Origin of the sequence: Sphingomonas lycopersici, assembly GCF_026130605.1 — a bacterium.
Lineage (GTDB): Bacteria > Pseudomonadota > Alphaproteobacteria > Sphingomonadales > Sphingomonadaceae > Sphingomonas > Sphingomonas lycopersici.
On sequence record NZ_JANFAU010000009.1, the window covers coordinates 145,274 to 169,559 of the forward strand.

Genomic DNA, 24,286 nt, shown 5'->3' on the forward strand with positions numbered 1-24,286 from the left:
GGCGAACGACCAATGGCGACGTTCTGGGACGAGACGACCGACCGCAAAAGTACCGGGTTCTGGCAAAGCGGGCATCGCCCGACGCTGATCGCCGCTTTGCTCTATTTCGACCTTGCATTCATGGTGTGGGTGCTGCTCGGCCCGCTTGCACCCGACATCGCGCGGACCCTGGGGCTGACCCCGGCCGAAAAGGGTCTGATGGTCGCGGTGCCGACGCTCGCCGGCGCAATCCTCCGCGTCGTCAACGGCGTACTGGTCGATCGCATCGGGCCGAAGCGTGCGGGCACGATCAGCCAGGCGATCGTCATCCTCGGGCTGTTCGCCGCCTGGGCGCTGGGGGTGAAAAGCTTCGCCGGGACGCTCGCGCTCGGTGTGGTGCTGGGGTTCGCCGGTGCGTCGTTCGCGATCGCGCTGCCGCTTGCCAGCCGCTGGTATCCGCCCGAGCATCAGGGCAAGGCGATGGGCCTGGCGGGCATGGGCAATTCTGGGACGGTGCTCGCCGCTTTGTTCGCCCCGACGCTCGCGGGGCTCTATGGTTGGAACGCAGTGCTCGGCCTCTGCTGCATCCCGCTCTCGATCGTCCTCGTGCTCTATCTGCTGCTCGCGAAGGACCCGCCAAGCCAGCCCGCGCCGCGGACCTTCCGCCAGTATCTCGGCCCGCTCGCCAGCGCCGACGCCTGGACGCTGATGGGCTTCTACACGGTGACCTTCGGCGGGTTCGTCGGCCTCGCCGCCAGCCTGCCGATCTATTTCACCGATCGCTTCGGCATGACCCCGATCCACGCCGGTTATGCGACCGCCGCCTGCGTGTTCGCCGGCTCGCTGGTGCGCCCGATCGGGGGAACGCTCGCCGACGCGCGGGGCGGAGCCTCGGTATTGGGGATCGTGCTGCTGGTTGTGGCAGCGGCGCTGCTGGGGGTCAGCATCGCCGCCGGCGAGGGCGCGGTGCTCGCCTGTTTCATCGTCGCGATGCTGGCACTGGGCCTCGGCAACGGCGCGGTCTTCCAGCTGGTGCCGCTGCGCTTCGCCGACGAGATCGGCGTGATGACCGGGCTGGTCGGGATGGCGGGCGGCGTCGGCGGTTTCTGCTTCGCCACCTCGCTCGGGCTGTCGCGACAGCTGACCGGCGGTTTTGCCCCCGGCCTCGTCACCTTCGCTGCGCTCGCGCTGGTCGCACTCGGTGTCCTGGTGGTCGTGACCGACCGGTGGCGCGCGACATGGGGCATCGCCGAGGGAGTGCGGATCTGATGCGTGCGCTGCTGATCCTCATGCTCGCCGGCGTGACCGCCGCACCCGCCGCCGCACAAACGCTGACGCTGACTCCACTCGCCGAGGCTCGCCTGCGCTACGAACAGGTGTCGCAGACCGGGCTGCCCGAGGATGCCGACGCGGTGACGATCCGCCTCCGCGCCGGCGTGCAGGCGGCGATGGGCGGCTGGTCCGCGCTCGCCGAAGCGCAGGGCAACCTCGCAATAGTCGGCGATTACGACGACGGGTTGCACGGCCCTTCGCGCCGGCCGCTGGTCGGCGATCCGCAGAACATCGCGCTCTACCGCGCACAGCTCCGCTACAAGGCCGACAATCTCGCGGTTACCGTCGGGCGGCAGCTGATCGTGCTCGACGACGAGCGCTTCGTCGGCGCGGTCAATTTCCGCGAGAATGGCGAAACGTTCGACGCCGTGCGGGCGCAGATGTCGCCGATCCGCGGCGTGAAAGCAGATGTCAGCTACGCCTGGGGCGTGCGGACCGTTTGGGGGATCGACGGCAAGGGCGCCCGTCCCCCCTCGATCGGCGGCAATTACCTGCTCGGCAATCTCTCCGCCGCGACCCCGATCGGCACGCTCACCGGCTTTGCCTATCTGGTCGACGAGGATGAGGCCGCGGTGCAGGGCTATCGCCTGTCGAGCCAGACCTATGGCGCGCGGCTGGCGGGCAACCGCCGTCTCGCCAAAGCGGCAATACTGGCCTGGCAGCTGAGCTATGCGCGGCAGACTGGCTATGATCGCAACCCCAATCACTATGCCGCCGATTACTGGCTGGCGGACGTCAAGCTCGATCTGAGCGGGCCGCAGGTCGGCGTTGGCTATGAGGTGCTCGGCGCGGGCAGCGGCGCGGCGCTCACCAGCTTCCAGACCCCGCTTGCCACCACCTTCAAGTTTCAGGGATGGGCCGGCAAATTCCTCACCACCCCGCCCGACGGGGTGCGCGATCTCTATGCCGATGCGGGCTATTGCTGGGCCGCGATCGGCCCGGTCAAGACGGTGGCGCTGCAAGCGATCTGGCACCGCTTCGAGAGCGACCGATTGGTCCGCCATTACGGCGATGAGATCGATCTCGTCGCCAGCGGCAAGCTCGGCAAGACGACCGCCTCGATCCGCTACGCCAATTACACCGCCGACCGCTTCGCCACTGACACCCACAAATTCTGGCTGCAACTCGATTGGACGATCTGATGAAAATGAGCCCGATCCGCGCGCCCGAAGGCGACACCCGCGAGCATCTGATCGTGATCGGCAACGGCATGGCCGGCTGCCGCGCGGTGGAGGAACTGATCGCGCGCGATGCGACGCGCTACCGCGTCACGATCTTCGGCGCCGAGCCTTTGGTCAATTACAACCGCATCATGCTCTCGCCGGTGCTGGCGGGAGAGAAAACCTTCGACGAGATCGTCATCAACGGCCAGGACTGGTACGATGATAACGGCATCGCGCTGGTCAGCGGCGATCCCGTCGTCGCGATCGATCGCGCGGCGCATACCGTCACCGCGCGCAGCGGGGTAACGCTCACCTATGACCGGCTGCTGATCGCGACCGGCTCCGACCCGTTCATCATCCCGGTGCCGGGCAAGGACCTGCCCGGGGTCATCACCTTCCGCGACATGAACGATGTCGAGGCGATGCTCCGCGCGGCGGCGACCGGCGGCAATGCGGTGGTGATCGGCGGCGGGCTGCTCGGTCTGGAGGCGGCGCACGGTCTCACCCTACGCGGCATGAAGGTGACGGTGCTCCACCTGATGCCGACACTGATGGAACGCCAGCTCGATGAGGCGGCCGGCTGGCTGCTCAAACAGGCGCTCGAGGCGCGCGGCCAGACGATCCTCACCGGCGCCGATACCGCCGAGATCACCGGCGACGGCCGGGTCGAGGCGGTACGGCTCAAGGACGGTAGCGTGATCCCCGCCGATCTGGTGGTGATGGCGGTCGGCATCCGCCCCGCGGTCGGGCTGGCGCGCGCCGCAGGGCTCGAGGTGGGGCGCGGGATCAGGGTCGACGACCATATGGTGACGAGCGACCCCGCGGTGCTCGCGGTCGGCGAATGCGTCGAGCATGACGGGCAGGTCTATGGCCTTGTCGCGCCCTTGTGGGACATGTGCCGCGCGCTCGCCGACGGGCTGGTCGGCCAGCCGAGCGGCTATCGCCCCGCGCCGACCTCGACCAAACTCAAGGTCGCCGGGCTCGACGTTTTTTCGGCCGGCGATTTCACCGGCGGCGACGGCGCCGAGGATATCGTGCTGCGCGACGCCAGTCGCGGGGTCTATAAGCGCGTCGTCGTCCGCGATGATCGCATCGTCGGCGCGGTACTCTACGGTGATACCGCCGACGGCAACTGGTATTTCGACCTGTTGAAGAGAGGCGAGAATGTCGCCGAGCTGCGCGACGCGTTGATCTTCGGTCAGGCCTTCGCCTCCGGGGGTGGGCAGGCGGACCCTAAGGCGGCCGTTGCAGCGCTTTCCGACGAAGCGGAAATCTGCGGCTGCAACGGCGTTTCCAAGGGCCAGATCGTCTCGTGCATCGCCAAGGGCGCGCGCAGCCTCGATGCGGTGCGCACTGGGTGCAAGGCCTCGGCGAGCTGCGGATCGTGCACCGGGCTGGTCGAAACCGTCCTCGCGCTGACGCTGGGTGAGGATGTCGAGGCCGGCCCCAAGACGATGTGCAAATGCACCAGCTTCGGCCATGACCACGTGCGTCGCGAGATCGTCGCGCAGAAGATGCGCTCGATCCCCGAGGTGATGCAGAAACTGCACTGGTCGACCCCCGACGGTTGCTCGTCGTGTCGCCCGGCACTCAATTACTATCTGCTCTGCGCGCTTCCCGGCGACTATCAGGACGATCAGCAGAGCCGTTTCGTCAACGAACGGCTCCACGCCAATATCCAGAAGGACGGCACTTATTCGGTCGTCCCGCGGATGTGGGGCGGGATCACCAGCGCGGCGGAGCTCCGCGCGATCGCCGATGTCGTCGAGAAATATGACGCTCCGATGGTCAAGGTGACCGGCGGGCAGCGGCTCGACATTTTCGGCATCCGCAAGGAGGATTTGCCCGCCGTTTGGGCCGATCTCAATGCGGCGGGAATGGTCTCCGGCCACGCTTATGGCAAGGCGTTGCGCACCGTGAAGACCTGCGTCGGCGCCGAATGGTGCCGCTTCGGGACGCAGGATTCGACCGGGCTCGGCGTCAGGATCGAGCGCGCCACCTGGGGCAGCTGGATGCCGCACAAGTTCAAGATCGCGGTCTCGGGTTGCCCGCGCAATTGCGCCGAGGCGACGATCAAGGATTTCGGCGTGGTGTGCGTCGACTCGGGCTATGAGCTGCACGTCGGCGGCAATGGCGGGATCCACGTCCGCGCCACCGACTTGCTGTGCAAGGTCGCGACCGAGGCGGAGGCGATCGAGATGTGCGCCGCCTTCATCCAGCTTTATCGCGAGGAGGCGCGCTATCTGGAGCGCACCGCGCCGTGGATCGAGCGCGTCGGGCTCGATTATGTCCAGTCGCGGCTGGTGCCCGATACCGCGGCGCGCGCCGAGCTCGCCGCCCGCTTCTTCTTTTCGCAGCAATTCATGCAAACCGATCCCTGGGCCGAGCGGGCGCAGGGCGCGGCGCACGAACATCATGCGCCGATGGCGCGCTTCACCCCGCAGGAGGAAATGGCATGATCGGCGAGTGGCTCGATATCGGCTGGGTCGACGAGATACCGGTGCGCGGCAGCCGCACCGTCCAGGTCGCGGGCGGCGACGATATCGCCGTTTTCCGCACCGGCGAGAACCGCGTCTTCGCGCTGCTCGACCGCTGCCCGCACAAGCACGGGCGGCTGTCGCAGGGCATCGTCCACGGCGGCGCGGTCGCCTGCCCGCTGCATAACTGGCGCATTTCGCTTACCACCGGCGAGGCGCTGGGCGAGGACAAGGGCTGCACCCCGATCGTCCCGGTCAGGATCAGCGGCGGCCGCGTGCTGATCTGCCGCGCCTCGACGCTCAAGGCAGCGGCCTGAGGTGAGCGCGCCGGTCCGCACCACCTGTGCTTATTGCGGCGTCGGCTGTGGGATCCGCGCGACCGTCACCGGCGATCGCGCGGTGCGGATCGAGGGCGACCCCGATCACCCCGCCAATGCCGGGCGGCTCTGCTCGAAGGGCACGCATCTCGGCGAGACGGTCGGGCTGGAGGGACGGCTGCTCCACCCGATGGTCGGACGCAAGCGCGCGAGCTGGGACAAGGCGCTCGATCTCGTCGCACGCCGCTTCCGCGAGACGATCGCGCAATATGGTCCGGGGAGCGTCGCTTTCTACGTCTCGGGCCAGTTGCTCACCGAGGATTATTATGTCGCCAACAAGCTGATGAAGGGCTTCATCGGCTCGGCCAATATCGACACCAATTCGCGGCTGTGCATGTCGAGCGCGGTCGCCGGGCATATGCGCGCGTTCGGCGAGGATATCGTCCCGGCGAGCTATGACGATATCGACGCCGCCGACCTTATCGTGCTCGTCGGCAGCAATACCGCCTGGTGCCACCCGATCGTCTATCAGCGGATCATCGCCGCCCGCGCCACTCGCGGCACGCAATTGGTGGTGATCGACCCGCGCCGCACCGAGACCGCGGAGGAAGCCGACATTCACCTCGCGATCCGCCCCGGCAGCGACATTGCGCTGATGAACGGCGCGCTCGCCTGGTGCCGCGACAATGGCGCGCTCGACGCCGACTTTCTCGCCGCGCATGTCGCGACGCCCGCGGGTTTCTGGGATGCGCTTGGCGAGGGCCATGATCTGTGGTCGGTCGCGCGCACCTGCGACGTGCCGGCGGCGGACCTGCGGCGCTTCTACGAATTGCTCGCCGCGACCCCGCGCACCGTCACCTTGTTCAGCCAGGGGGTGAACCAGTCGCTCGCCGGCACCGATCAGGTCAATGCGATTACCAACCTTCACCTCGCCACCGGGCGGATCGGCAAGCCGGGCGCAGCGCCCTTCTCGATCACCGGCCAGCCCAATGCGATGGGCGGGCGCGAAGTCGGCGGGCTCGCCTCGACGCTCGCCGCGCATATGGATTTCGCGCCCGACAATCGTGCCTTGGTCCAGCGTTTCTGGGCCTCACCGATGATCGCCGAGAAGCCGGGCTTGAAGGCGGTCGATCTGTTCCGCGCGGTTGGCGAAGGGCGCATCAAGGCGCTGTGGATCATGGCAACCAACCCCGCGGTGTCGATGCCCGATGCCGGCCGGGTGCGCGAGGCGCTCGTGGCTTGCCCGTTCGTCGTTGTCTCCGATGTTGTCGCCGACACCGATACCTCGGCCTTCGCGCATGTTCGCCTTCCTGCCGCCGCCTGGGGCGAGAAGGACGGTACGGTCACCAATTCCGAACGCACGATCAGCCGCCAGCGCGCGCTCTTTCCGCTCCCCGGCGAGGCGAAGCCCGATTGGTGGATCATCAAGGAAGTGGCGCGGCGGATGGGGTGGAAGACCGCCTTCGCTTATGATCGCCCCGCCGAAATCTGGCGCGAACATTGCCGCCTCTCGACCTATCGGAACAACGGCACGCGGTTGTTCGCGCTCCCCGGTCACGGCGCCGGCGGCAATGCCGCTTATGACGCAATGCTCCCGTTCCGCTGGGGCGGCACGCCGTTCGCCGACGGGCGCTTTTCGACCACGGACGGCCGCGCCCGGCTGGTGCCGGTCGCGCAAAAGCCGATCGCCGCGCCGCTGCGCGACTGGCCGATGACGCTCAACACAGGGCGCTATCGCGATCAATGGCATACAATGACTCGCACCGGGCTCGCACCCAAGCTCGCGCGGCATCGCGCCGAGCCTTTGGTCGAAGTTCACCCGCAGGATGCCGAGAGGCTCGGACTGATCGACGGCGGGCTGGCGCGGGTTTCCACGCCGCAGGGCGACAGCCTCTATCGCGTGACGGTGGGCGACAGCCAGCGACCGGGCGAATTGTTCGTGCCGATCCACTGGACCGATCAGACCTCCAGCGCCGGCCGCACCGGGCTGTTGCCGCGCCCGCTGGCCGATCCGATCTCGGGCCAGCCGGGGTTCAAGACGACCCCCGTTGCGATCGCTCCGATCGCGACACGCTGGCGCGGGTTCGCGCTGTTCGCCAGCGCCCCCACGCGTCGCCCCGATTGCTTGTGGGCAACGCGCGTGACCGTCCCCGCCGGCAGCCTGTGGGAATTGGCCGGCGACGGCGATCCCGCCACGCTCGACGCGATCCTCCCACGCGGCGAGCGGATCGAGGCGGTCGACCATGCGCGCGGCACGCGGCGGATAGCGGTGATCACCGACGGCCGGCTCGCCGCCGCACTGTTTGTCACCGAAACCGGCGAGCTGCCGCCGCGCGACTGGCTGATCGCGCAGCTCGGCGCGGCGGAGGCGGCCCCTACCCTGCTTGCCGGCCGCGCGCCGGGGGCGACCGCCGATCGCGGCGCGATCGTCTGCGTCTGTTTCGATATCGGCATCACCACGATCGTCGCGGCGATCCGCGATCGGTCGCTCACCGATGTCGCCGCGATCGGCGCGGCGATCGGCGCCGGCACCAATTGCGGCTCGTGCCGCCCGGCACTCGCGCGCCTGCTCGCCGAAACCAGGGAGCCTGCTCTTGCGCATGGATGATTTTCCCGCCGGATCGGTCTGGCTGGTCGGCGCCGGCCCCGGCGACCCTGATCTGCTCACGCGCAAAGCCGAGCGGCTGATCGCCGCCGCCGATATAGTGTTCTACGATGCGCTGGTCGGGCCGGGGGTGCTCGAACTGATCCCGGCGGAGACGCGACAGGTAAGCGTCGGTAAGCGCGCAGGGCGCCATTCGAAAGATCAAGCGACGATCGACGCGCTGATCGTCGCCGCCGCGCTGGCCGGCGAGCGAGTGGTGCGGCTGAAGGGCGGCGATCCGTCGATCTTCGGGCGCTCGACCGAGGAAATCGAGGCATGTCGCGCCGCCGGCGTGACCGTGCGCATCTGCCCCGGCATCACCGCCGCCAGTGCCGCCGCCGCCTCGGGGGGCGCCTCGCTGACGTTACGCGGGCTCGCACGCCGGCTGATCTTCGTCACCGCGCATGCGCAAGACGATGCCCCGCTCGACCTCGACTGGCAGGCGCTCGCCGCCCCCGATGCGACACTCGCGGTCTATATGGGCCGCGCCGCGGCTGGGGCGATCGCCGCGCAGCTGATCGCCGCCGGGATGGCGAGCGGCACGCCAGTGATGATCGCGGTCAATGTCTCGCTCCCTTCGGAACGCCTAATCCGCGGCCGGCTCGATGCGCTCGCCTTCCTCGTCGAGACGATCGGCGAGCGCGATCCGGTTATCCTTTTGATTGGCAATGCGGTTCGCTCCGTTCAACCGCGCTGTGAGGGGCGCGCTCAATCCGACCTGACTTTGCCCGCACCGCAATCCAGCGTTGGGCTCATGTAGCTCCCGAGGTCTCGATCCCGGAGCGGCGCCCGATACCGGGTAAAATCCCCTGCACCATGTCGCGCCAATGCAATCAGGTCGCGTCGGTGCAGCGCGTGTGGGAGCTGCGCGAAGCTAATTGTCCTATCTCGCCGCCGCCCGCGACCGCAGCAGACGCGAGAAATCCCCTTTCCGCGCAAGCATATCGGCCAGAGAATAGCCGTTGAGCACCGCCATGAAGGCGCCGAGCGCCTCGTCAAGCATGCTCGCCGCGCCGCAGGCAGGAGCGATCAGGCAGGCACCGCATTCGACCAGATCGAAATCGTCCTCGGTATGCCGGATCAATGCGCCAATGTTGATCTCGGCAGGCGGACGGGCGAGGCGGATGCCGCCGGCGCGGCCGCGCACGCTTTCCAGATAACCCGCGTTGACCAGATCATTGACCACCTTCATCAGATGATTCTGCGAAATCGCATAAGCGCGCGCGATCTCCGCGATCGAGCATAGCCGCGCCGGGTCACGCCCGAGATAAAGCAGCGCCCGCAACGCATAATCGGTGTAGCGCGTCAGCCGCATCTTTTCCGTCCGCAAATCATGTATCCACATTGCATGTTTTATGGCGCGGGCATAGATGCACCACAGATGCATGATTTTGGAGTCGCGGCGATGGCCGGGTTGGAGCTGACCGACGAAGGGCTGGAGGCGCTGGTCAACGCCTTTTATGCACGCGTTCGACAGGACTCTGAGCTGGGTCCAGTGTTCAACGACGCGGTCGACGACTGGCCCGCGCATCTGGAGAAGCTGTCGGCTTTCTGGTCGTCGGTGATGCGCACCACGGGACGTTACAAGGGGCAGCCGCTCCCCGCGCATATGAAGCATAAGAGCAACATCACCCCCGCCCTGTTCGAGCGCTGGCTCGCATTGTGGGGCGAAACCAGCGATGCGCTGATGACCCCCGAGGCCGCCGCGGCGGTGCAAACCAAGGCGGCGCGGATCGCGGAGAGCCTGCAACTGGCATTGTTCTTCCGGCTCGGTGAGCGGCCGAACATCAGGCTCGAGCGAAGATCGTCGGGCGAGCGCGGATTTCAGTCCGTTGACGCATGCCGCGAGCTTTGAGGAGATCGTGTCGGGATAGAATGCCACGCACGACACGCGTCCGCTGGTCGATGATCGGGATACGGCCCACCCCCGTTTCGACCATGATATCCGCGACGTTACCGATCGGCGTTTCCGGATAGGCAGCGGGCTGCGAAGCGTCCGACAAGACCTCCCCGAGCGTACGTCCGCGCGCGGAGCCGGTCGCCTGCCAGCGCAGCGCGTCACCGCGCGACGCCAGGCCGATCAATACTTGCTGCTCGTTCACCACCGGATAACTGCGATGCGTGGCCTTGCTGGAGAAGAAGTCGAGCGCCTCGTTTACGGTCATTTCCTGGGGCAAGACCGCCGGATCGGGCGTCATGATGTCGCCCGCCTGGAGGAAGTCGAGCGGATCAACCGTGTATTCCTGAAGGATGTGCCGCCCGCGCCGCGCGATCTTTTCGGTCAGGATCGATCGCTGCATGACGAGCACGCTGACCGCATACGCGCTAGCCGAGGCCGCCATTGCGACTGGCAGGGCATCGAAATGGGCCGTCAGTTCCACCGCGAAGAACGCCCCCGTTAACGGTGCGCGCATCGCGCCGCTCATGATCGCCGCCATGCCCATCATCGCCCAGAACCCTGGCGCCCCCGGCAACAGCATACCCAGCAGATAGCCCAGCGCCCCGCCAAGAATGAGCAGCGGCGCCAGCACGCCACCCGATGTGCCGGACCCCAGTGCAACGAGCCAGACGACCGCCTTCACAATCAGCAGGCTGACAACCAGTCGGAGCGCGAGATTGCCGTCCAGCAGCTGCTGGATATTGCCGTAGCCGGCACCGAGCACGCGGATATCGATCAATCCGCCGACACCGACCAAGATGGCGCCGATCGCCGGCCACCACATCCAGTGCACAGGCAGACGGTGAAACAGGTCCTCGACGCGATAAAGGAGCTGGGACAGCAAGGTTGCCTCCAGTCCAACCAGGACACCAACCAGCAACCCGAGCAGAAGATTGATGCTGATCGCCATCGTGCCGACGCCGGCGAACGGAAAAAGCGGGCCGCTCCCCAACAGGAATGGCCGTAACCCCGCCGACATCAGAACCGCCACAACCACTGGCACGAAGCTGCGCGGTTTCCATTCGAACAGCAGTACTTCGACCGCCAGGAGAATGGCCGCGAGAGGCGTTCCGAATATGCCGGTCATGCCGGCCGCTGCGCCCGCGACGAGCAGCGTCTTTCGTTCGGCCGCACTGAGATGAAAGCATTGCGCGAACAATGATCCGAGGGCGCCCCCAGTCATGATGATCGGCCCCTCGGCGCCGAACGGCCCGCCGCTGCCGATCGAGATCGCCGACGACAGCGGCTTCAGGAGCGCGACCTTGGGCGACAGCTTGCTCTCGCCATACAGGATCGCCTCGATCGCTTCGGGAATGCCGTGTCCCCGGATCTTGTCCGACCCGAACCGGGCCATCGCACCAATTACCAAGCTTCCGACCACCGGCACGGTCGCCGTCGCCAGTCCCAGATGACTGTCCTTGATGTCGACCGCGGCGGTGGAGAGGTGGCCGAACCAGAACAGGTTGGTGGCCAGCGCGATCAACTTGATCAGGAGCCACGCACCGACGACGCCCGCCGAGCCGACGGCAAGAGCGGCAGCGGCAAGCGCCGCCATTCGCCAGTCGGCACTATGGTCGGCCAGCCTCGTCGAGGCTTGCGCATCGTCGCTGAACATGGAAACGCTCCCATTGAAACGAGTGCGCCATTATATCGTATAACGATATAGTCAACGAGGAAGCGATGCCCGATCGAGGAATAATGGTCGATTATGCCGCACTGGCTGAATTTCGCCATGCACTGCGCAAGTTCCTGGTGTTCAGTGAGCGCAAGGCCGAGGAGCTGGGGCTGACCGCCCAGCAGCATCAGGCGTTGCTGGCGATCCGGGGGGCGCCAACCGAAAAGGCCACTATCGGCTACCTCGCGGATCAGCTCATCATTAAGCCGCATAGCGCCTCCGGCCTGGTCGAAAGGTTGGAGGTTTCCGGGTTGGTCACGCGCTCGCCATCGGAAACCGACCGGCGCCAGTCGTTGATCGAACTCACGGCGCAGGCGGGCAAGCTGCTGGAGCAGCTCTCGGCGACCCATCAGGAGGAACTGCTAAGGCTTCGGCCGATGTTTACGGCGTTGCTGACGAGGATTGAATAGACCTCGACAAATATCGTAGAACGATATATATGGGAGTTGCGGCTCGTCTAAGCCGGCAATCGACGGTGCGCTGTGGGAGAAGTGCCATGTACACACTTCTTATGGTCCTGGGGTCGCTGAGTCTCGTTGTCGGTAGTATCGTTGCCGCCATGCTGGTTGGTTACGCGCTCTGGCTGCTGTTTCGCTTCGTTGGCCATCCTGAGCTCTCCGCCATCGCCTTGCTGATTGCGACTCCATTGGCTGTGGCGGCTTCGACAAGCCAGTTTGTACGCATGACGGCGTTCTTCGCGGTGGTCGCCGCTGTGCCGCTGTGGTTCGTGGGGCGGGAGTGGCGGGTCCGTCATAATTGAGTGCCAACGGCGATATTGCAGGAGGTTTTGGTTCGGCGTCCGGGTGAGCGGCAAGCGCCTGATTTCGACCGCAAAAAGGGGGCACAGGCCGTCGTGTCGGTCGGCGGCAATAAAAGTCGGCTATCCCGTGGTGCTCTCCCAGACGCGACCAGGCAGGAAACCGCCCAAACTCGGTCGTGACGGATGCCACCGATCTTCTCTCGCGCCGGAAACCTGACTGCCTGGTTTCGGGAAGGGACATCCCAGGTCGGAACGGCAGCAAAGGGGCGCTTTGCTGCCCGCCCCACGCTGCACCAGAGCGGACCTGCGGTGTATACGCCGAAGGACGCGATGGAACGGCGATTATCAATCCCCGGACGACCTTCAGCTAAACGCGTAGCCAGTGCCTCATCAGGTCAGCTGTCTGGCCTGCTGCCGGTTTGATGGACACCGAGATAAGGTGTATTTGAAGATTAAAGCCATATGCATCATGGGGCTCGCGAACAACCTGACTATTCGACGACGACTGCTCGGCTATGTCATCGACGTGTTGTCGCCCGAAGGCGGCGCGGAGCTGTCGGGTCAAGCACCTGGAGCCACATCAGGCTGATTTCCGGGCACGCCACCATGCCGCAATCCGCGCACCCATATCCCTTTTTTGAGGCGATCAGGCCGGCTTGACTCCGGGCCGCCATATAGAACAAATTAGGAACATCATACCTTGTTCCGAGTTTTCCGATTCCCATGTCGACCCCTGCCCTCATCGATTGCCTGCGTGCGCGGATCGCCGAGCTCGAGTGCGCCGAGCGCCGGCATACCTCCATTCCGTTTGAACTCACGGCGGCGGATGAGCGGATCCCGGGCGGTGGCTCGCGAGCGGGGCGCTTCACGAGATTGCGGGAAGTCCGGCGCTTGCCGACGATGTGGATCGGCGTGCAAAAAGGGCTCTGACGCGATTTTGATGCCGGAGTTCATGTTGCCGAGGCGATGAGTCTGGCCTCGAGGAGATCGAGCTTGGCCCGGCCGTACATCTGCCGTTTAACGAGCTTGAGCTTGGTGATCTGGCCCTCGGTCTGCCCGTTTGACCAGTTCGATGCGATCGCGGCGCGCACGGCGTCGATGTCCTTGAGCACGCCGCAGGCGAAGGAGTTTATCAGGCTCTGACGAGCTCTTTCGAGCCAGGTCTCCAGCGAGAAGACCGCTTTCTTGCGTAGCATGACATGAAAGGCGTCGGTGATGTCGCGCGCCTCGACGAGTTGAGGAATAGACTCCTCGATGGCCGCGACGGTGATGGTTTCAGCCCGCGACAGAGCATCGCGCTCGGCGGTCATCAGCCGTGCGATCGTTCGAGCGGAAGGCACCCGATGCAAGCCTTCTGCCTTTTCGGCCCGCCGTTTTCGCGTTGCCCATTCCGTCACCACCCGAAGCGAACCGCCGAAGCCTTGCTGCCGCATTTGCCGCCAAAGCTCGGTGCCGTTGCGCTGACCACCGGTCCACTGGGCGTCCAACCAGGGGAGCCAGGCTTCAAGTGAACTTTCCCGAGTGCGGAAGATATCGGTCCGCTGGCCGCGCAATACCGCCCGCACATAACCTCGGCTGCGCCCGGTCCGGCGAACAATCTCCTTGATGGCGAGGCCGGATTGCGCCTGCTTCAAGATAATCTCGTTGTCCTCCTGCCGACGAAGATAACCCTCATATTGTAATCGCTCCACAGCGGTGAGCAGGCCCGGATTAACGGAGGTCGTGCCGACCGCCCTGCGGATTTCGCGCATCGAGTAGCGAACGGCATCGAGAAAGGCCCGGCTGGCATTTTCCATCAGGTGCCAGCGATCAGCGACCTGGTTAGCGTGGGGAAGCGCCTGCGCTGCGGCCAACGCATAACCGCCGCCGCGGTCCCGGGCGACAACCTGGATCTGTTGCTGTCCAGCGAGCCAGCCGCGCGCGGTGGCTGGCTCCCGGTCGGGCAGCAGACGGATGGGCCGGCGTCGTTCGAGATCGCAGATAATCGTGCCGTAGCGCTGATTGCGCCGCCACGCCCAGTCATCAATCCCAACCACCGTGGGTGCAGCGTGATCAGGCCGACCACCGCGTCGGATCGACCGCAGGAGGGTATCCTTGCTGACCGGCGCCATCAGTCGATTGGCGAAACGAGCGCCAGGGCGACCGCCAAGAGCCAGGCCAAGGTGGAAGATGAGCAGGCCGAGCCGGTTGGTTCGGCGCGCCCATGGTGCCACGACATCGCTGTCGAAGCGTTCGGCGAAAATACGTTTGGCACAGCACACTGTCCGGCAGCGGAACCTCCGCGCATTCAGGACAAGGCGAACGGGTCGGCCGCCAAGCGGAAGGTCGCCCAGCCGCCGCGAATAATGGCTATGCACCGCGGCTGTTTTTATGCCGCAAGCTGGACACCGAGAATGTTGCTGTGGCGAGCGAACCGCAATTTCCGTCACACCTCCAGCATTGCCGACCCGTTCCACGACCAGGCCCGCTGGCACCAACGCTCCACTGCGCAATCGACGAGACATGCTGCTGATCCTCCACGGAAAATCAGCTAAACCGTACCCGCCAATTGCATCAAATATGAGTCAGAGCCCCTTTTGGACGCCGATTGACAGGTACAACTTCGCGATAGGCGATCAGGATGCGGCGCAGCACGCCATGCTCACGCATGAGATCCTCGCTCGCGGTGACCTCGCCTTCGTCACCGCCGCCTTTGCCGCCGTCATCGGCGTCATGTTTCGCGCATCCAGCGAGCACCAGCCCGACGCTTGCGAGAGACACCAATGGCGTTCGCCGATCCTGCTCCGCCATGACCGTCACCTTTCGATCGTCTTGCCGTCTCCGCTCAAACGCTCGGTCCGCAATTGCGATGCCGACCTTGCCCCTCAATCCGCTTTCGCATCGGCAGGCATCCGACGCTCAGGGTTCCCCCGAGCGCTCTCTTCAATAATCGGCGGCGCCAGTTCGTGACCAGGGTGGTTGGGAGCAAGGCGACCTGGGTGGATATCACCACCGCCATGAGCGTCGACGGGATGGCCGAGGTGTTCAGGTCGTCGCAGCCCGGCGATCTCATCGTCGAGCAAGCAATCGACGCCATCCACGATGGCACGCAGGTCAAAGCAAAGTGGAAGTACGCAAACTATCCTACAGAACGAGCGCTACGAGTTCGCGCCGGATGTGCGCTTTCGGAAGCGCCCGTTGAATCCTGAACGCCCAAGATTAGGCGTTGTTGCCGGCCAGGCGCTGCGGCACGATGCGCAGACAATCCTGCTTCCCTCGGCAAAGACTCGACGATCTTGAGCAAATTGACCGCGATCCACGGGATGCGAAGGCTAGCAAATCTCTCGCGGTGCTAACCCGCGACGCCTGATAGCGCGACGAGGTCGGTGGTTGCCCGCCGCTCCCAGGCATGCGCGCCCTGCTCCCGGGCAAGCGCGATCGCGTCACGAAGGAGACCCTTGCCGGCGACCGTATCACCGTCCAGGCGGTGGATGATCTCCGCCTTGATCCGCAGCAATTCGGGCATGGCGAAATATTCGCCGATCGTCGCGCAGCGTGCGATCGCCGCATCGACGAGATCTCGCGCCTCGGCAAAGCGCGAGGTGCGCAACAGATCCCACGCCAGCGTGATCGTGAACGGCGTGACGAGCAGTTCGTAGCGCGCCGCGCGCAATGCCGCGAGGCTCTGTTCGATCGCGTCGAGCGCGCCCGGCGTGCGGTTGCGCTGGAAGTCGATCTCTCCGCGAAATCCGTTGGCGGCAGCGATATAGGGATCGAGCGCGCTGGCCTCGGCGCATCTGGTGAGTGCGTCGAGCGCTTCCTCCGCGGTTTCGAGATCGTGCATCCACAAATGGATGACGAGCGACCAGACCAACGCGATGCAGGAGGTGACGGCATGCTGAAGTTGCGTGGCTTCGTTCACCGTCTGCCGGGCGACGCGGCTCGCTTGCTCCGCCTCGCCCGACAGCCAGAGCGTATAAGCCAGCGCGATCCCAGTGCGGCTGCGATTGTCGAAGCCATAGCGGATCGTGCGGCTACGCCGCGCCGGGCCACTCTTCTCCATCGCCAGCTCAAGCTCGCGCCGCGCCCGCTCCAGATCGCCTGAGAGATAGCGCGAAATCCCCGACAGCGAGAAAGCGACGCTCAGCGCCTCATCGTCGCCGATGCGCGTCGCGACCTCAACCGCGCGCTCAGCATGAGCGCGGGCGACGGCGTAATTGCCGAGCCGCTTATGGAAGATGTGCAGACGCGCCAGCATCCGCAGCTGATTCCAGCGATCCTCCAGCCTCGTCGCCAGGTCGAACGCGCGATCGAGCGCATCGCCCGCCGACGCGCTATTCCCATCGGTGAACATCAAAGCGAGCCCCAGCGCGCCCTGAAGCTCCAGTTCCAACTCCAGATCGGGCGCCGCGCCGATCGCGGCCAGCGCGCGCATGCACCATGTCCGGCATTCGATCAGATGCGACAGGTTCAGGAAGACCGGCGCGCTGGCCGCCGCCAGCCGCACGCCGATCTTGGCATCGCCGTCGGGGCCGAAGCTCCAGTCCAGCGCGCTGCGGATATTGCCAAGCTGCAGGCGGAGCAGCTTCAGATCCTCCAGCGCCTCATCATCCTGCCCCGCGATCGCCTCCAGCTCGCGCCGGTAGAAGTTCGCATGGCGGCGCGTGATCGCCCGATAATCGTCGGCGCCACGCGCGCGCAGCTTCTCGCGCGCGTAAGCGCGGGTCATTTCGAGCAGCCGGTACATGCCGGCGCCGCTCGCGCGATGAGCAGTGACCAGCGACTTGGCAGTCAGTTCGTCGAGCGCGACCGCTACCTCGTCCAGCCCGATCGCCTCGTCCGATGCGACATCGAGCGCGGCATCGATCGAGAACGGGCCGACGAAAATCGCCAGCCGCTCGAACACGACCCGCTCAACGTCGGACAGCAAATCATAGCTCCAGTCGAGCGTCGCCCGCAGCGTCTGCTGCCGCGGCCGGGCCGTGCGCCGACCCGACCAGCCGAGGCTGAACCGCTCGCCCAGCTGGCGCGCGGTCGCCGCAATGCCGTGCGTCGCGGCGCGCACCGCGACCAGTTCGATCGGCAGCGCCATGCCGTCGAGCCGCTGGCATATGCCGGCGATCAGGCGCACGCTGTCCTCGTTCAGCACGAGCGCGCTATCGGCCGCCGCTGCGCGTTCGCAGAATAATGCCACCGCGGGATAAGCGAGGATCTGCGCCACGGTCAGCGCGTCCGGGTCTTCGGGATAGCCCAATGCGCCGAGGAGATGGACATGTTCGCCGCGCGCCCGAAGCGGCTCGCGCGAGGTGGCCAACACCCGCGCGTCGGGCGCCGCGTCGATGATATGCTCGATGACGGTCGCGGTCGGCTCGATCACGTGTTCGCAATTGTCGAGCACGAGCAGGAACGGCCGATCGCGGATATGGCCGAGAATGACCGCCAGCGGATCTTCGCCCTGCACCGCGATCCCCATCGCGCCGGCGATCATCGAGGGAACCACCGCTGGATTTTCGAGCATGCTGAAATCGACGAACGCGATCCGGTTATCGAAATCGGCGGCGAGGCGATGCCCGAGCTCCACCGCGAGCGCGGTCTTGCCGACCCCTGCCGGGCCGACGATCGTGAACAGCCGCGTGCCCGCGATCCGCTCGCTGAGCAATTCGACATCATGCTCCCGGCCGACGAGATGCGGCAGGCGCGGCGGCAGATTGGTGGCGCTCGCGACCACCCTGATTTCGATCGCGTCGGTGATCGACGCCGGGCTGGCCAATGCCTCGCCCGCCATATCCAGCCATTTGATCGGCGCGACAAAAGCATAGCCGACGCCGACCTGCGTTGCGATATAGCGCGCGCCTTCCTCGCCATCGCCGAGCAATTTGCGCAGGCCCGCCATGTGGAAACGCAGGCTACCGTCCTCGACCACCACGTCGGACCAGACGCGCTTGAGCAGTTCGCGCTTCGACAGAACCTGCCCCGGCTGTTCGGTCAGCGCGACGAGCAGGTCGAATGAGCGCCCGCCGATCAGGACGGGTTCGCCGTCCCGCGTCAGCAGCCGTTCGTCGGGCGACAGGCTGAACGGGCCGAAGGCCAGGCGCCCGCCGCGCTTTTCCATGCTCATCACGCTTCCGTCGTTCCCGTGCCTGCGCGCCCGACGATGCCGTGGTGGCGTCGGAACAGCGCTGCATCCTGTGACAGACTCCTGCCATCCGCCCAAGTCGTTGCAATGACAAAATTCAGGATCCGGAGGTCATCCGAAGGTGAAGACATACGCCCGCACCCCCGGCCGGAAGAACTCGATCGTCACCGTGCGGTCGCCGATCGCGCCGTTCTGCCGCACGAGCTGATAGAGGCGGTCCTCGCGCACCTCGCCCCAGCCCTGCGCATCGCTATCGGCGCCATGACTGGCGCCCGGCGCGGTGCCGTCGAGCGTCACCCGGAACCGTACCGGGCGACCGTCGGGCGCGCCGCCGAGCACGAGATGCGCATCGCGCGCGTGGAAGCGGAAGCGGATCGCGCCGGCGGCGCCGTCCAGGGTCGCATACTCGCGGCCAACCTTCCATTTGCTGGCGAGATCCCAGCTATTGAGCGGCAGATCGGCGGCGGCGACATAGCTCACCGACACATCCCGGCGCAGGCCGCCCGGCGAGCGGAAATCCTCGGCCTTGCCATAGCCGAGATAGGCTTCAGGCGAGCGCAGGTTGGCCCAGTCCGCCGCAGCTTCGATACCGGTGCCGGCGATCGGGGCGACGGGAATGGCCGACGGATCGTGCCCGGCCTCGGTCAGCAATGTGCGGATCAGTTGCTCGCCGCTCGCATAATCGCCCTCGCCGATGCGATAGCCGCGGACGCGCCCCTTGGCGTCGATGAAATAGAAGCCCGGCCAGCCCTGATTGGCGAACCGCTGCCAGACCGCATAATCATTGTCCTGCACATTGGGGTAGCGCACGCCGAGCTGGCGCATCGCCAGCCGGACCTTGGCCGGATCGTGCTCGAACTGGAATTCGGGAGCGTGGACACCGACCACGACCAGCCCCTTGTCGCCGTAACGCTCGCTCCACGTCCTGAGATACGGCAGCGCGCGCAGCGAGTTGATGCACGAATAGGTCCAGAAGTTGACGATCACGACCTTGCCGCGCAGCGCTTGCGCGCCGCCGGGCACCGCAGTCAGCCAGGGTTTCGCCGCATCCAGCACGTCGAGCGGCCGCGAGGTGGCGCCGAACGGCACGATCTGCCCGGACGAAAGGCCGAGCGCTTCGCCGCAGCAAATGGCCGTCGTGGCGGCGGCGGCAACGAGCGCAGCGGTGACGAAACCGAACGAGCGTTTGCGGGTCATGATGATCTGCCTCCTTGGCAACCGATGCCGGTTGATTACGCAGCGATGATGTAAGGCCGGCGGCGCGCGCCGCACGTTAGCTGTCGCTGGCTTCCGTTAGGTCGCGCATCACGAACGCTAACAGTGCATCATTCCAACTAACGGGCGCCCGAATGCGCCGCCGCTATCTCTCCTCCCACCACCCCAGCTTGGTTGAGGAGACGATAATTGTCCGGGAGCTTTTCCACATCGCGCCGCCAGTTCATGGCCGGCGCCGCCGCCGTCGGCGCAATCGGGGCGCTTCCCTCGGTCGCCCGCGCTACAGTGGACAGTGTTGCGATCCGGCCGTTCAAGGTCGCGATTCCCGACGCGGATATCGCGGCGATGAAGCAGCGCATCGCGGAAACGCGCTGGGCCGATGCGCAGCCGGTAAGCGACGACGGCCAGGGCGTGCGCCGCCAGACGCTTGAGCCGCTGATGCGCTATTGGGCGGGCGATTACGATTGGCGCAAGATCGAGGCGCGGCTCAACGCGCTGCCGATGTTCATCACCGAGATCGACGGGCTGGACATTCACTTCATCCACGTCCGCTCGCGCCACGAGCACGCAATGCCGATGATCCTGACCCACGGCTGGCCGGGCTCGATCCTCGAATTCATGCGGGTCATCGGCCCGCTGACCGATCCGACCGCGCATGGCGGCACGGTGCAAGACGCCTTCCACCTCGTCATCCCATCGATCCCCGGCTTCGGCTTCTCCGCCAAGCCGACGGTGCCGGGCTGGGGCTCGGATCATATCGGGCGGGCGTGGTCGACGCTGATGCTGCGCCTTGGCTATGATCATTATGTCAGTCAGGGCGGCGATTGCGGCTCGGTCATCTCGCAGCGCATGGCGCTGCAGCATGTGCCGGGGTTGCGCGGCATCCACCTCAACATGCCCGCGGTGGTGCCGGCCGATATCGCGCGCACGCTCGCGGCCGGAGACCCGGCGCCGGCGGGCCTGACCGCGAAGGAGCGCGGCGCCTTCGATCAGCTCGCCGCCTTCTATCGCGACAATTCGGCCTATGCCGCGATGATGAACACCCGGCCGCAGACGATCGGCTATTCGCTCGTCGACTCCCCCGTCGGCATGGCGGCGTGGATGTACGAGAAGATCGCGCAATGGGTCTATGCCGATGGCCAGCCCGAGCGCGTGCTCGGCCGCGACGCGATCCTCGATGATATCTCGCTCTACTGGCTGACCGGTACCGGCGCCTCCGCCGCGCGGATCTATTGGGAGGATCATTCCAACAACTTCAATGCGCGCGGCACCATCGACCTGCCGGTCGCGATCAGCGTCTTTCCCGGAGAGATTTTCCGCGCGCCCAAAAGCTGGGCCGAGCGCTGCTACACCAAGCTCTTCTATTTCAACGAGGTCGGCAAGGGCGGCCATTTCGCCGCCTGGGAGCAACCGCAGCTGTTCGCCGAGGAAGTGCGCTCTGCCTTCCGCCCGCTTCGCTGAGTGTCGATCGCAAAACCACTTTCAAAAAGGAGACAAAGCCATGTCCGACACCAAGACCCTCTACACCGCCGACGTGCATGTCACCGGCGGCCGCGACGGCGCCGCACGGAGCAGCGACGGCCGGCTCGACGTCACGCTGTCGACCCCGGGTGGCCCCGGCCGGGGCACCAACCCCGAGCAATTGTTCGCGGCCGGCTGGTCCGCGTGTTTTCAGGGCGCGATGGGCATCGCCGCGCGAGCGAAGGGCGTGACGCTGCCCGCCGGGCTCGCGATCGACGCGCAGGTCGAGCTTCGTCAGGGCGACGACGGCTATTCACTCGCCGCCCGACTCAACGTCCATGTGCCCGGTATTGACCCGGCAGTCGCGCGCCAGATCATCGAAACCGCACACCGCACCTGCCCTTATTCAAAAGCGATCAAGGGCAATATCGACGCGATGGTCGCGCTCGCCTGAACTCAGCGCCAACCAGGAGAATATCATGCAGAAGCTGATTTCCGGCGGGCTCGCGCTCGCCGCCGGGCTGCTCGCTACCAATGCCGGCGCCCAGCGCGCACCGGCCAAGCCGACGGTTGTGCTCGTCCACGGGGCGTTCGCGGATTCGTCGAGCTGGAACGGGGTCATCTCGATCCTCGCGCGCGACGGCTACGCCGTGGTCGCAGCACCCAATCCGCTGCGCGGCGTCCGCACCGATGCGGATGTGGTCGCCTCGGTGGTCAAAAGCATCGACGGGCCGGTGGTGCTGGTCGGCCACTCCTATGGCGGTTCGGTGATCAGCGAGGCGGCCGTCGGACAGCCGAGCGTCAAGGGGCTGGTCTATGTCGCGGCCTTCGCGCCCGACGCGGGGGAGAGCGCGCTCGGCCTGACCGGCCAGTTCGCCGGCAGCACGCTCGCCCCGGCGCTCGCGCCGCCGGTCGCGCTGACCTCGGGCGGCAAGGATCTCTACATCCTGCAGGCACGCTTCCACGATCAGTTCGCCGCCGACGTGCCCGCCGCTACGGCGGCGCTGATGGCCGCCGGCCAGCGGCCAGTCGCCGAGGCGGCATTGTCGGAAGCCTCGACCGCCCCGGCGTGGCGGAGCGTGCCGTCGTGGTTCATCTATGGCGACAAGGACAAGAACATCCCGCCGGTCGCGCTGGCCTTCATGGCCGAACGGGCGAGATCGCGGCAGACCGTGGTGGTCAAAGGCGCGTCGCATGTCGTGATGGTGTCGCACGCTTCGGAGGTCGCCAGCCTGATCGAACATGCCGCGACCGCCCGCTAAGGTCGCGACATGCAAAGCAGCGGCCGGCCGTGCTCACGCCGGGCCGGCCGCTTAGTCATGTCCAGATCGTCAGGGGGAATAGCTGGTGAAGACCAGATCAGCGCCGGGCTCTGTCACCGCGAGCTTGCGGTGGCAGGCGAAGCAGGTTTCGGCGAGCGCACGGTCCTGATTGGGTAGGCCGCCCTCGAATTGGCCATAGCCCCAGCCGCCGCTGGCGGCATAACGCTTCGCATCCTTGACGCTGACCTGCACATTGGTCGGCGCGCCGGCGACGAAGGATTGCGGCGCGGGAAATACGGCATCGTTGCGCGCCGAGGATTGATAGCGCCAAGCGAGCCGGACGATGATCGCCCCGTCAGGGAACGGCCGCCTGTGCTCTCGAAAGGCCTTAACCGCGATCGCATTGCCCAGGATGGCGCGGATATCGTTGTTCCTGCCCTTCTCCTGCGCGACGCTGATCAGCACCCAGTCGCGATAGCCTTTCGGAAGTTGGACGCCATAAATCGGCGAAGTCTGCGCGCCGTGCCGCAATGCTGCGGTGCCCGCTGAGCCGCCGAACAGCAACGCCGCGGCGATCAGTGCGCCGACGCCCACCCGCCCCCGCCTCACGCCGCGAGCCTCGCGGCGTCGAGCACGGCCTGCGCGAAGGCCGCCGGGGCCTCCTGCGGCAGATTATGGCCGATACCGCCGGTGATCAGCCGATGGGCATAAGGGCCGACAAACTTCGCGCGATATTGCTCGGGCTGCGGATGCGGCGCGCCATTGGCGTCGCCCTCCATCGTGATGGCGGGAATCCTCACCGGCGGTGCTGCCGCCAGCCTCGCCTCGATCGCGTCATACTGCCGTTCGCCATCGGCAAGGCCCAGTCGCCAGCGGTAATTGTGGATAACGATGGCGACATGATCGGGGTTGGCGAATGACGCCGCCGACCGCGCGAAGGTTGCGTCGTCGAAGGCCCATTTCGGCGACGCGAGCTGCCAGATCTGCTTGTTGAAAGCGTTGGTGTTGGCGGCATAGCCGTCCTTGCCGCGCTCGGTGGCGAAATAGAATTGATACCACCATTGCAGCTCCGCCGCTGGCGGCAGCGGCTTGGCGTTCGCGGCCTGGCTGCCGATCAGATAGCCGCTGACCGACACTAGCGCGACGCAGCGCTCGGGCCACAGCACCGCCATGATGTCGGCAGTGCGGGCACCCCAGTCGAACCCGGCGACGACCGCCTTGCGGATGCCGAGCGCGTCCATCAGCGCGATCCCGTCCGCGGCGAGCGCCGCTTGCTGCGCATTGCGCGGCGTCGCTTCCGACCGGAACAGGGTCGTGCCATGACCACGCAAATGAGGGACGATGACACGATACCCGCGGGTCGCGAGCAGCGGCGCTACTTCGGCGAAGGCGTGAATGTCATACGGCCAGCCGTGGAACAGCAGGATCGGCATGCCCGTAGCAGGCCCTATCTCGACATAACCGATGTTGAGCACGCCGGCATCGACCTGGCGGGCCGGCCCGAACGAAGACGCGCCCTGCGCGGTGGTCATGCGGGCCGAACTCACCGACCGTGCTTCCGCGCTGGTGCCGATGGCCGTGGCGGCGATGGCGGCAGCACCGAACACGAAGCTCCGACGGTCCGGATTGAGCGGGGCGGGCGATGTTTCGATCATGACTGTTCCTCCAGACATCTTGCCCGGATCGTCATAAGCGCGCCAGCTGACAGTTGTGCGTTAGAAGCCGTGAGCTTCTGTGAGCTTTTCATGTGGTCGCAGATCCGCGTATCGAACGAACCTCGAGTTTGGGGATCGGCTGGTGACGAGCCGAACATCCGAAACTGAACTGATGGGGTGGATGCCCCCTTCGAGCGGCGTCGTATGATGCCGGACCGGCACCGGGAGGTGCCAAGCGAAGGAGGAGCAGATGACCGACGTCCACATCCTCGCCATCGACCTGGCGAAGCGC

The 24,286-nt window shown here is 66.1% G+C and carries 21 protein-coding genes; 13 read left to right on the forward strand and 8 right to left on the reverse strand.

From position 1 onward, the window contains the following. The first annotated feature begins 12 nt into the window (after positions 1-12). The 6 genes from NED98_RS17030 to cobA are packed head-to-tail and all read left to right on the forward strand — an operon-like array spanning position 13 to position 8,672. Positions 13-1,248 (forward strand): nitrate/nitrite transporter, encoded by a 1,236-nt coding sequence (locus NED98_RS17030; RefSeq protein WP_265313803.1) that lies wholly within the window; start codon positions 13-15, stop codon positions 1,246-1,248. Further along, positions 1,248-2,453 (forward strand): alginate export family protein, encoded by a 1,206-nt coding sequence (locus NED98_RS17035; protein WP_265313804.1) that lies wholly within the window; start codon positions 1,248-1,250, stop codon positions 2,451-2,453. The genes NED98_RS17030 and NED98_RS17035 overlap by 1 nt, the downstream gene beginning before the upstream one ends. After that, positions 2,453-4,933: a nitrite reductase large subunit NirB gene (gene nirB, locus NED98_RS17040; RefSeq protein ID WP_265313806.1), complete on the forward strand. Its 2,481-nt coding sequence runs from the start codon at positions 2,453-2,455 to the stop codon at positions 4,931-4,933. The genes NED98_RS17035 and nirB overlap by 1 nt, the downstream gene beginning before the upstream one ends. Beyond that, a complete protein-coding gene (nirD, locus tag NED98_RS17045) occupies positions 4,930-5,268 on the forward strand; it encodes a nitrite reductase small subunit NirD (RefSeq protein WP_265313807.1) in 339 nt (112 codons plus the stop codon). The genes nirB and nirD overlap by 4 nt, the downstream gene beginning before the upstream one ends. 1 nt (position 5,269) lies before the next feature. Beyond that, positions 5,270-7,876, forward strand: a complete 2,607-nt coding sequence (locus NED98_RS17050) for a molybdopterin-dependent oxidoreductase (protein WP_265313808.1) — start codon at positions 5,270-5,272, stop codon at positions 7,874-7,876. Continuing rightward, positions 7,869-8,672, forward strand: coding sequence for a uroporphyrinogen-III C-methyltransferase (gene cobA, locus NED98_RS17055; protein ID WP_265313809.1), 804 nt, complete (start codon positions 7,869-7,871; stop codon positions 8,670-8,672). Before NED98_RS17050 ends, cobA begins: the two co-directional genes overlap by 8 nt. A 123-nt stretch (positions 8,673-8,795) precedes the next feature. Here cobA and NED98_RS17060 read toward each other — a convergent pair whose 3' ends face one another. Further along, on the reverse strand, positions 8,796-9,227 hold the full coding sequence (locus NED98_RS17060; RefSeq protein ID WP_265313824.1) for an RrF2 family transcriptional regulator: 432 nt from the start codon (positions 9,225-9,227) through the stop codon (positions 8,796-8,798). A 90-nt stretch (positions 9,228-9,317) separates the two neighbouring features. On the opposite strand from NED98_RS17060, the gene NED98_RS17065 reads away from it, so the two are divergent. Further along, the gene (locus NED98_RS17065) at positions 9,318-9,767 is read left to right on the forward strand and encodes a group III truncated hemoglobin (RefSeq protein ID WP_265313825.1); all 450 of its coding nucleotides are present in this window, start codon (positions 9,318-9,320) and stop codon (positions 9,765-9,767) included. On the opposite strand, the gene NED98_RS17070 is transcribed toward NED98_RS17065, so the two are convergent. Beyond that, complete coding sequence (locus tag NED98_RS17070; RefSeq protein WP_265313810.1) at positions 9,700-11,466, reverse strand: chloride channel protein; 1,767 nt, start codon at positions 11,464-11,466, stop codon at positions 9,700-9,702. The genes NED98_RS17065 and NED98_RS17070 overlap by 68 nt on opposite strands. A gap of 83 nt (positions 11,467-11,549) precedes the next feature. Here NED98_RS17070 and NED98_RS17075 point away from each other — a divergent pair, with 83 nt between their 5' ends. Both NED98_RS17075 and NED98_RS17080 read left to right on the forward strand, forming a co-directional pair. Then, positions 11,550-11,936, forward strand: coding sequence for a MarR family winged helix-turn-helix transcriptional regulator (locus tag NED98_RS17075; RefSeq protein WP_265313811.1), 387 nt, complete (start codon positions 11,550-11,552; stop codon positions 11,934-11,936). 86 nt (positions 11,937-12,022) lie between these two features. Further along, positions 12,023-12,286: a hypothetical protein gene (locus tag NED98_RS17080; protein ID WP_265313812.1), complete on the forward strand. Its 264-nt coding sequence runs from the start codon at positions 12,023-12,025 to the stop codon at positions 12,284-12,286. A 950-nt stretch (positions 12,287-13,236) separates the two neighbouring features. Here the strand turns inward: NED98_RS17080 and NED98_RS17085 are convergent. Together NED98_RS17085 and NED98_RS17090 are read right to left on the reverse strand one after the other, a co-directional pair. Then, positions 13,237-14,790: an ISL3 family transposase gene (locus tag NED98_RS17085; protein WP_265313813.1), complete on the reverse strand. Its 1,554-nt coding sequence runs from the start codon at positions 14,788-14,790 to the stop codon at positions 13,237-13,239. Between the two features lie 49 nt (positions 14,791-14,839). Beyond that, complete coding sequence (locus tag NED98_RS17090) at positions 14,840-15,085, reverse strand: hypothetical protein (RefSeq protein WP_265313814.1); 246 nt, start codon at positions 15,083-15,085, stop codon at positions 14,840-14,842. Between the two features lie 179 nt (positions 15,086-15,264). Between NED98_RS17090 and NED98_RS17095 the strand changes: the two genes are divergently transcribed. Next, positions 15,265-15,474 (forward strand): hypothetical protein, encoded by a 210-nt coding sequence (locus NED98_RS17095; RefSeq protein WP_265313815.1) that lies wholly within the window; start codon positions 15,265-15,267, stop codon positions 15,472-15,474. Positions 15,475-15,617: 143 nt separating this feature from the next. Here NED98_RS17095 and NED98_RS17100 read toward each other — a convergent pair whose 3' ends face one another. Both NED98_RS17100 and NED98_RS17105 read right to left on the reverse strand, forming a co-directional pair. Further along, on the reverse strand, positions 15,618-18,383 hold the full coding sequence (locus NED98_RS17100; RefSeq protein WP_265313816.1) for an ATP-binding protein: 2,766 nt from the start codon (positions 18,381-18,383) through the stop codon (positions 15,618-15,620). A gap of 129 nt (positions 18,384-18,512) precedes the next feature. Further along, positions 18,513-19,598 (reverse strand): redoxin domain-containing protein, encoded by a 1,086-nt coding sequence (locus tag NED98_RS17105; protein WP_265313817.1) that lies wholly within the window; start codon positions 19,596-19,598, stop codon positions 18,513-18,515. A 243-nt stretch (positions 19,599-19,841) separates the two neighbouring features. On the opposite strand from NED98_RS17105, the gene NED98_RS17110 reads away from it, so the two are divergent. From NED98_RS17110 to NED98_RS17120, 3 genes are read left to right on the forward strand one after another with little or no spacing between them, the layout of a single operon-like run. Next, positions 19,842-21,077, forward strand: coding sequence for an epoxide hydrolase family protein (locus NED98_RS17110; RefSeq protein ID WP_432423339.1), 1,236 nt, complete (start codon positions 19,842-19,844; stop codon positions 21,075-21,077). 40 nt (positions 21,078-21,117) lie between these two features. After that, a complete protein-coding gene (locus NED98_RS17115) occupies positions 21,118-21,531 on the forward strand; it encodes an organic hydroperoxide resistance protein (RefSeq protein ID WP_265313819.1) in 414 nt (137 codons plus the stop codon). Between the two features lie 25 nt (positions 21,532-21,556). Next, entirely contained in the window at positions 21,557-22,339 is a 783-nt protein-coding gene (locus NED98_RS17120; protein WP_265313820.1) for an alpha/beta fold hydrolase, read from the forward strand. A 69-nt stretch (positions 22,340-22,408) separates the two neighbouring features. On the opposite strand, the gene NED98_RS17125 is transcribed toward NED98_RS17120, so the two are convergent. Then, positions 22,409-22,933, reverse strand: coding sequence for a cytochrome P460 family protein (locus NED98_RS17125; RefSeq protein WP_265313821.1), 525 nt, complete (start codon positions 22,931-22,933; stop codon positions 22,409-22,411). Positions 22,934-22,944: 11 nt separating this feature from the next. Further along, positions 22,945-23,871 (reverse strand): alpha/beta fold hydrolase, encoded by a 927-nt coding sequence (locus NED98_RS17130; RefSeq protein ID WP_432423340.1) that lies wholly within the window; start codon positions 23,869-23,871, stop codon positions 22,945-22,947. Between the last annotated feature and the right edge of the window lie 415 nt (positions 23,872-24,286).

Excerpts from the sequence above, each read along its gene's own strand:
- NED98_RS17030 (WP_265313803.1), top strand. The coding sequence starts at position 13 with ATGGCGACGTTCTGGGACGAGACGACCGACCGCAAAAGTACCGGGTTC.
- NED98_RS17035 (WP_265313804.1), top strand. The coding sequence starts at position 1,248 with ATGCGTGCGCTGCTGATCCTCATGCTCGCCGGCGTGACCGCCGCACCC.
- nirB (WP_265313806.1), top strand. The coding sequence starts at position 2,453 with ATGAAAATGAGCCCGATCCGCGCGCCCGAAGGCGACACCCGCGAGCAT.
- nirD (WP_265313807.1), top strand. The coding sequence starts at position 4,930 with ATGATCGGCGAGTGGCTCGATATCGGCTGGGTCGACGAGATACCGGTG.
- cobA (WP_265313809.1), top strand. The coding sequence starts at position 7,869 with ATGGATGATTTTCCCGCCGGATCGGTCTGGCTGGTCGGCGCCGGCCCC.
- NED98_RS17060 (WP_265313824.1), bottom strand. The coding sequence starts at position 9,227 with ATGCGGCTGACGCGCTACACCGATTATGCGTTGCGGGCGCTGCTTTAT.
- NED98_RS17065 (WP_265313825.1), top strand. The coding sequence starts at position 9,318 with ATGGCCGGGTTGGAGCTGACCGACGAAGGGCTGGAGGCGCTGGTCAAC.
- NED98_RS17070 (WP_265313810.1), bottom strand. The coding sequence starts at position 11,466 with ATGTTCAGCGACGATGCGCAAGCCTCGACGAGGCTGGCCGACCATAGT.
- NED98_RS17075 (WP_265313811.1), top strand. The coding sequence starts at position 11,550 with ATGGTCGATTATGCCGCACTGGCTGAATTTCGCCATGCACTGCGCAAG.
- NED98_RS17080 (WP_265313812.1), top strand. The coding sequence starts at position 12,023 with ATGTACACACTTCTTATGGTCCTGGGGTCGCTGAGTCTCGTTGTCGGT.
- NED98_RS17085 (WP_265313813.1), bottom strand. The coding sequence starts at position 14,790 with ATGTCTCGTCGATTGCGCAGTGGAGCGTTGGTGCCAGCGGGCCTGGTC.
- NED98_RS17100 (WP_265313816.1), bottom strand. The coding sequence starts at position 18,383 with ATGAGCATGGAAAAGCGCGGCGGGCGCCTGGCCTTCGGCCCGTTCAGC.
- NED98_RS17105 (WP_265313817.1), bottom strand. The coding sequence starts at position 19,598 with ATGACCCGCAAACGCTCGTTCGGTTTCGTCACCGCTGCGCTCGTTGCC.
- NED98_RS17110 (WP_432423339.1), top strand. The coding sequence starts at position 19,842 with ATGGCCGGCGCCGCCGCCGTCGGCGCAATCGGGGCGCTTCCCTCGGTC.
- NED98_RS17115 (WP_265313819.1), top strand. The coding sequence starts at position 21,118 with ATGTCCGACACCAAGACCCTCTACACCGCCGACGTGCATGTCACCGGC.
- NED98_RS17120 (WP_265313820.1), top strand. The coding sequence starts at position 21,557 with ATGCAGAAGCTGATTTCCGGCGGGCTCGCGCTCGCCGCCGGGCTGCTC.
- NED98_RS17130 (WP_432423340.1), bottom strand. The coding sequence starts at position 23,871 with ATGACCACCGCGCAGGGCGCGTCTTCGTTCGGGCCGGCCCGCCAGGTC.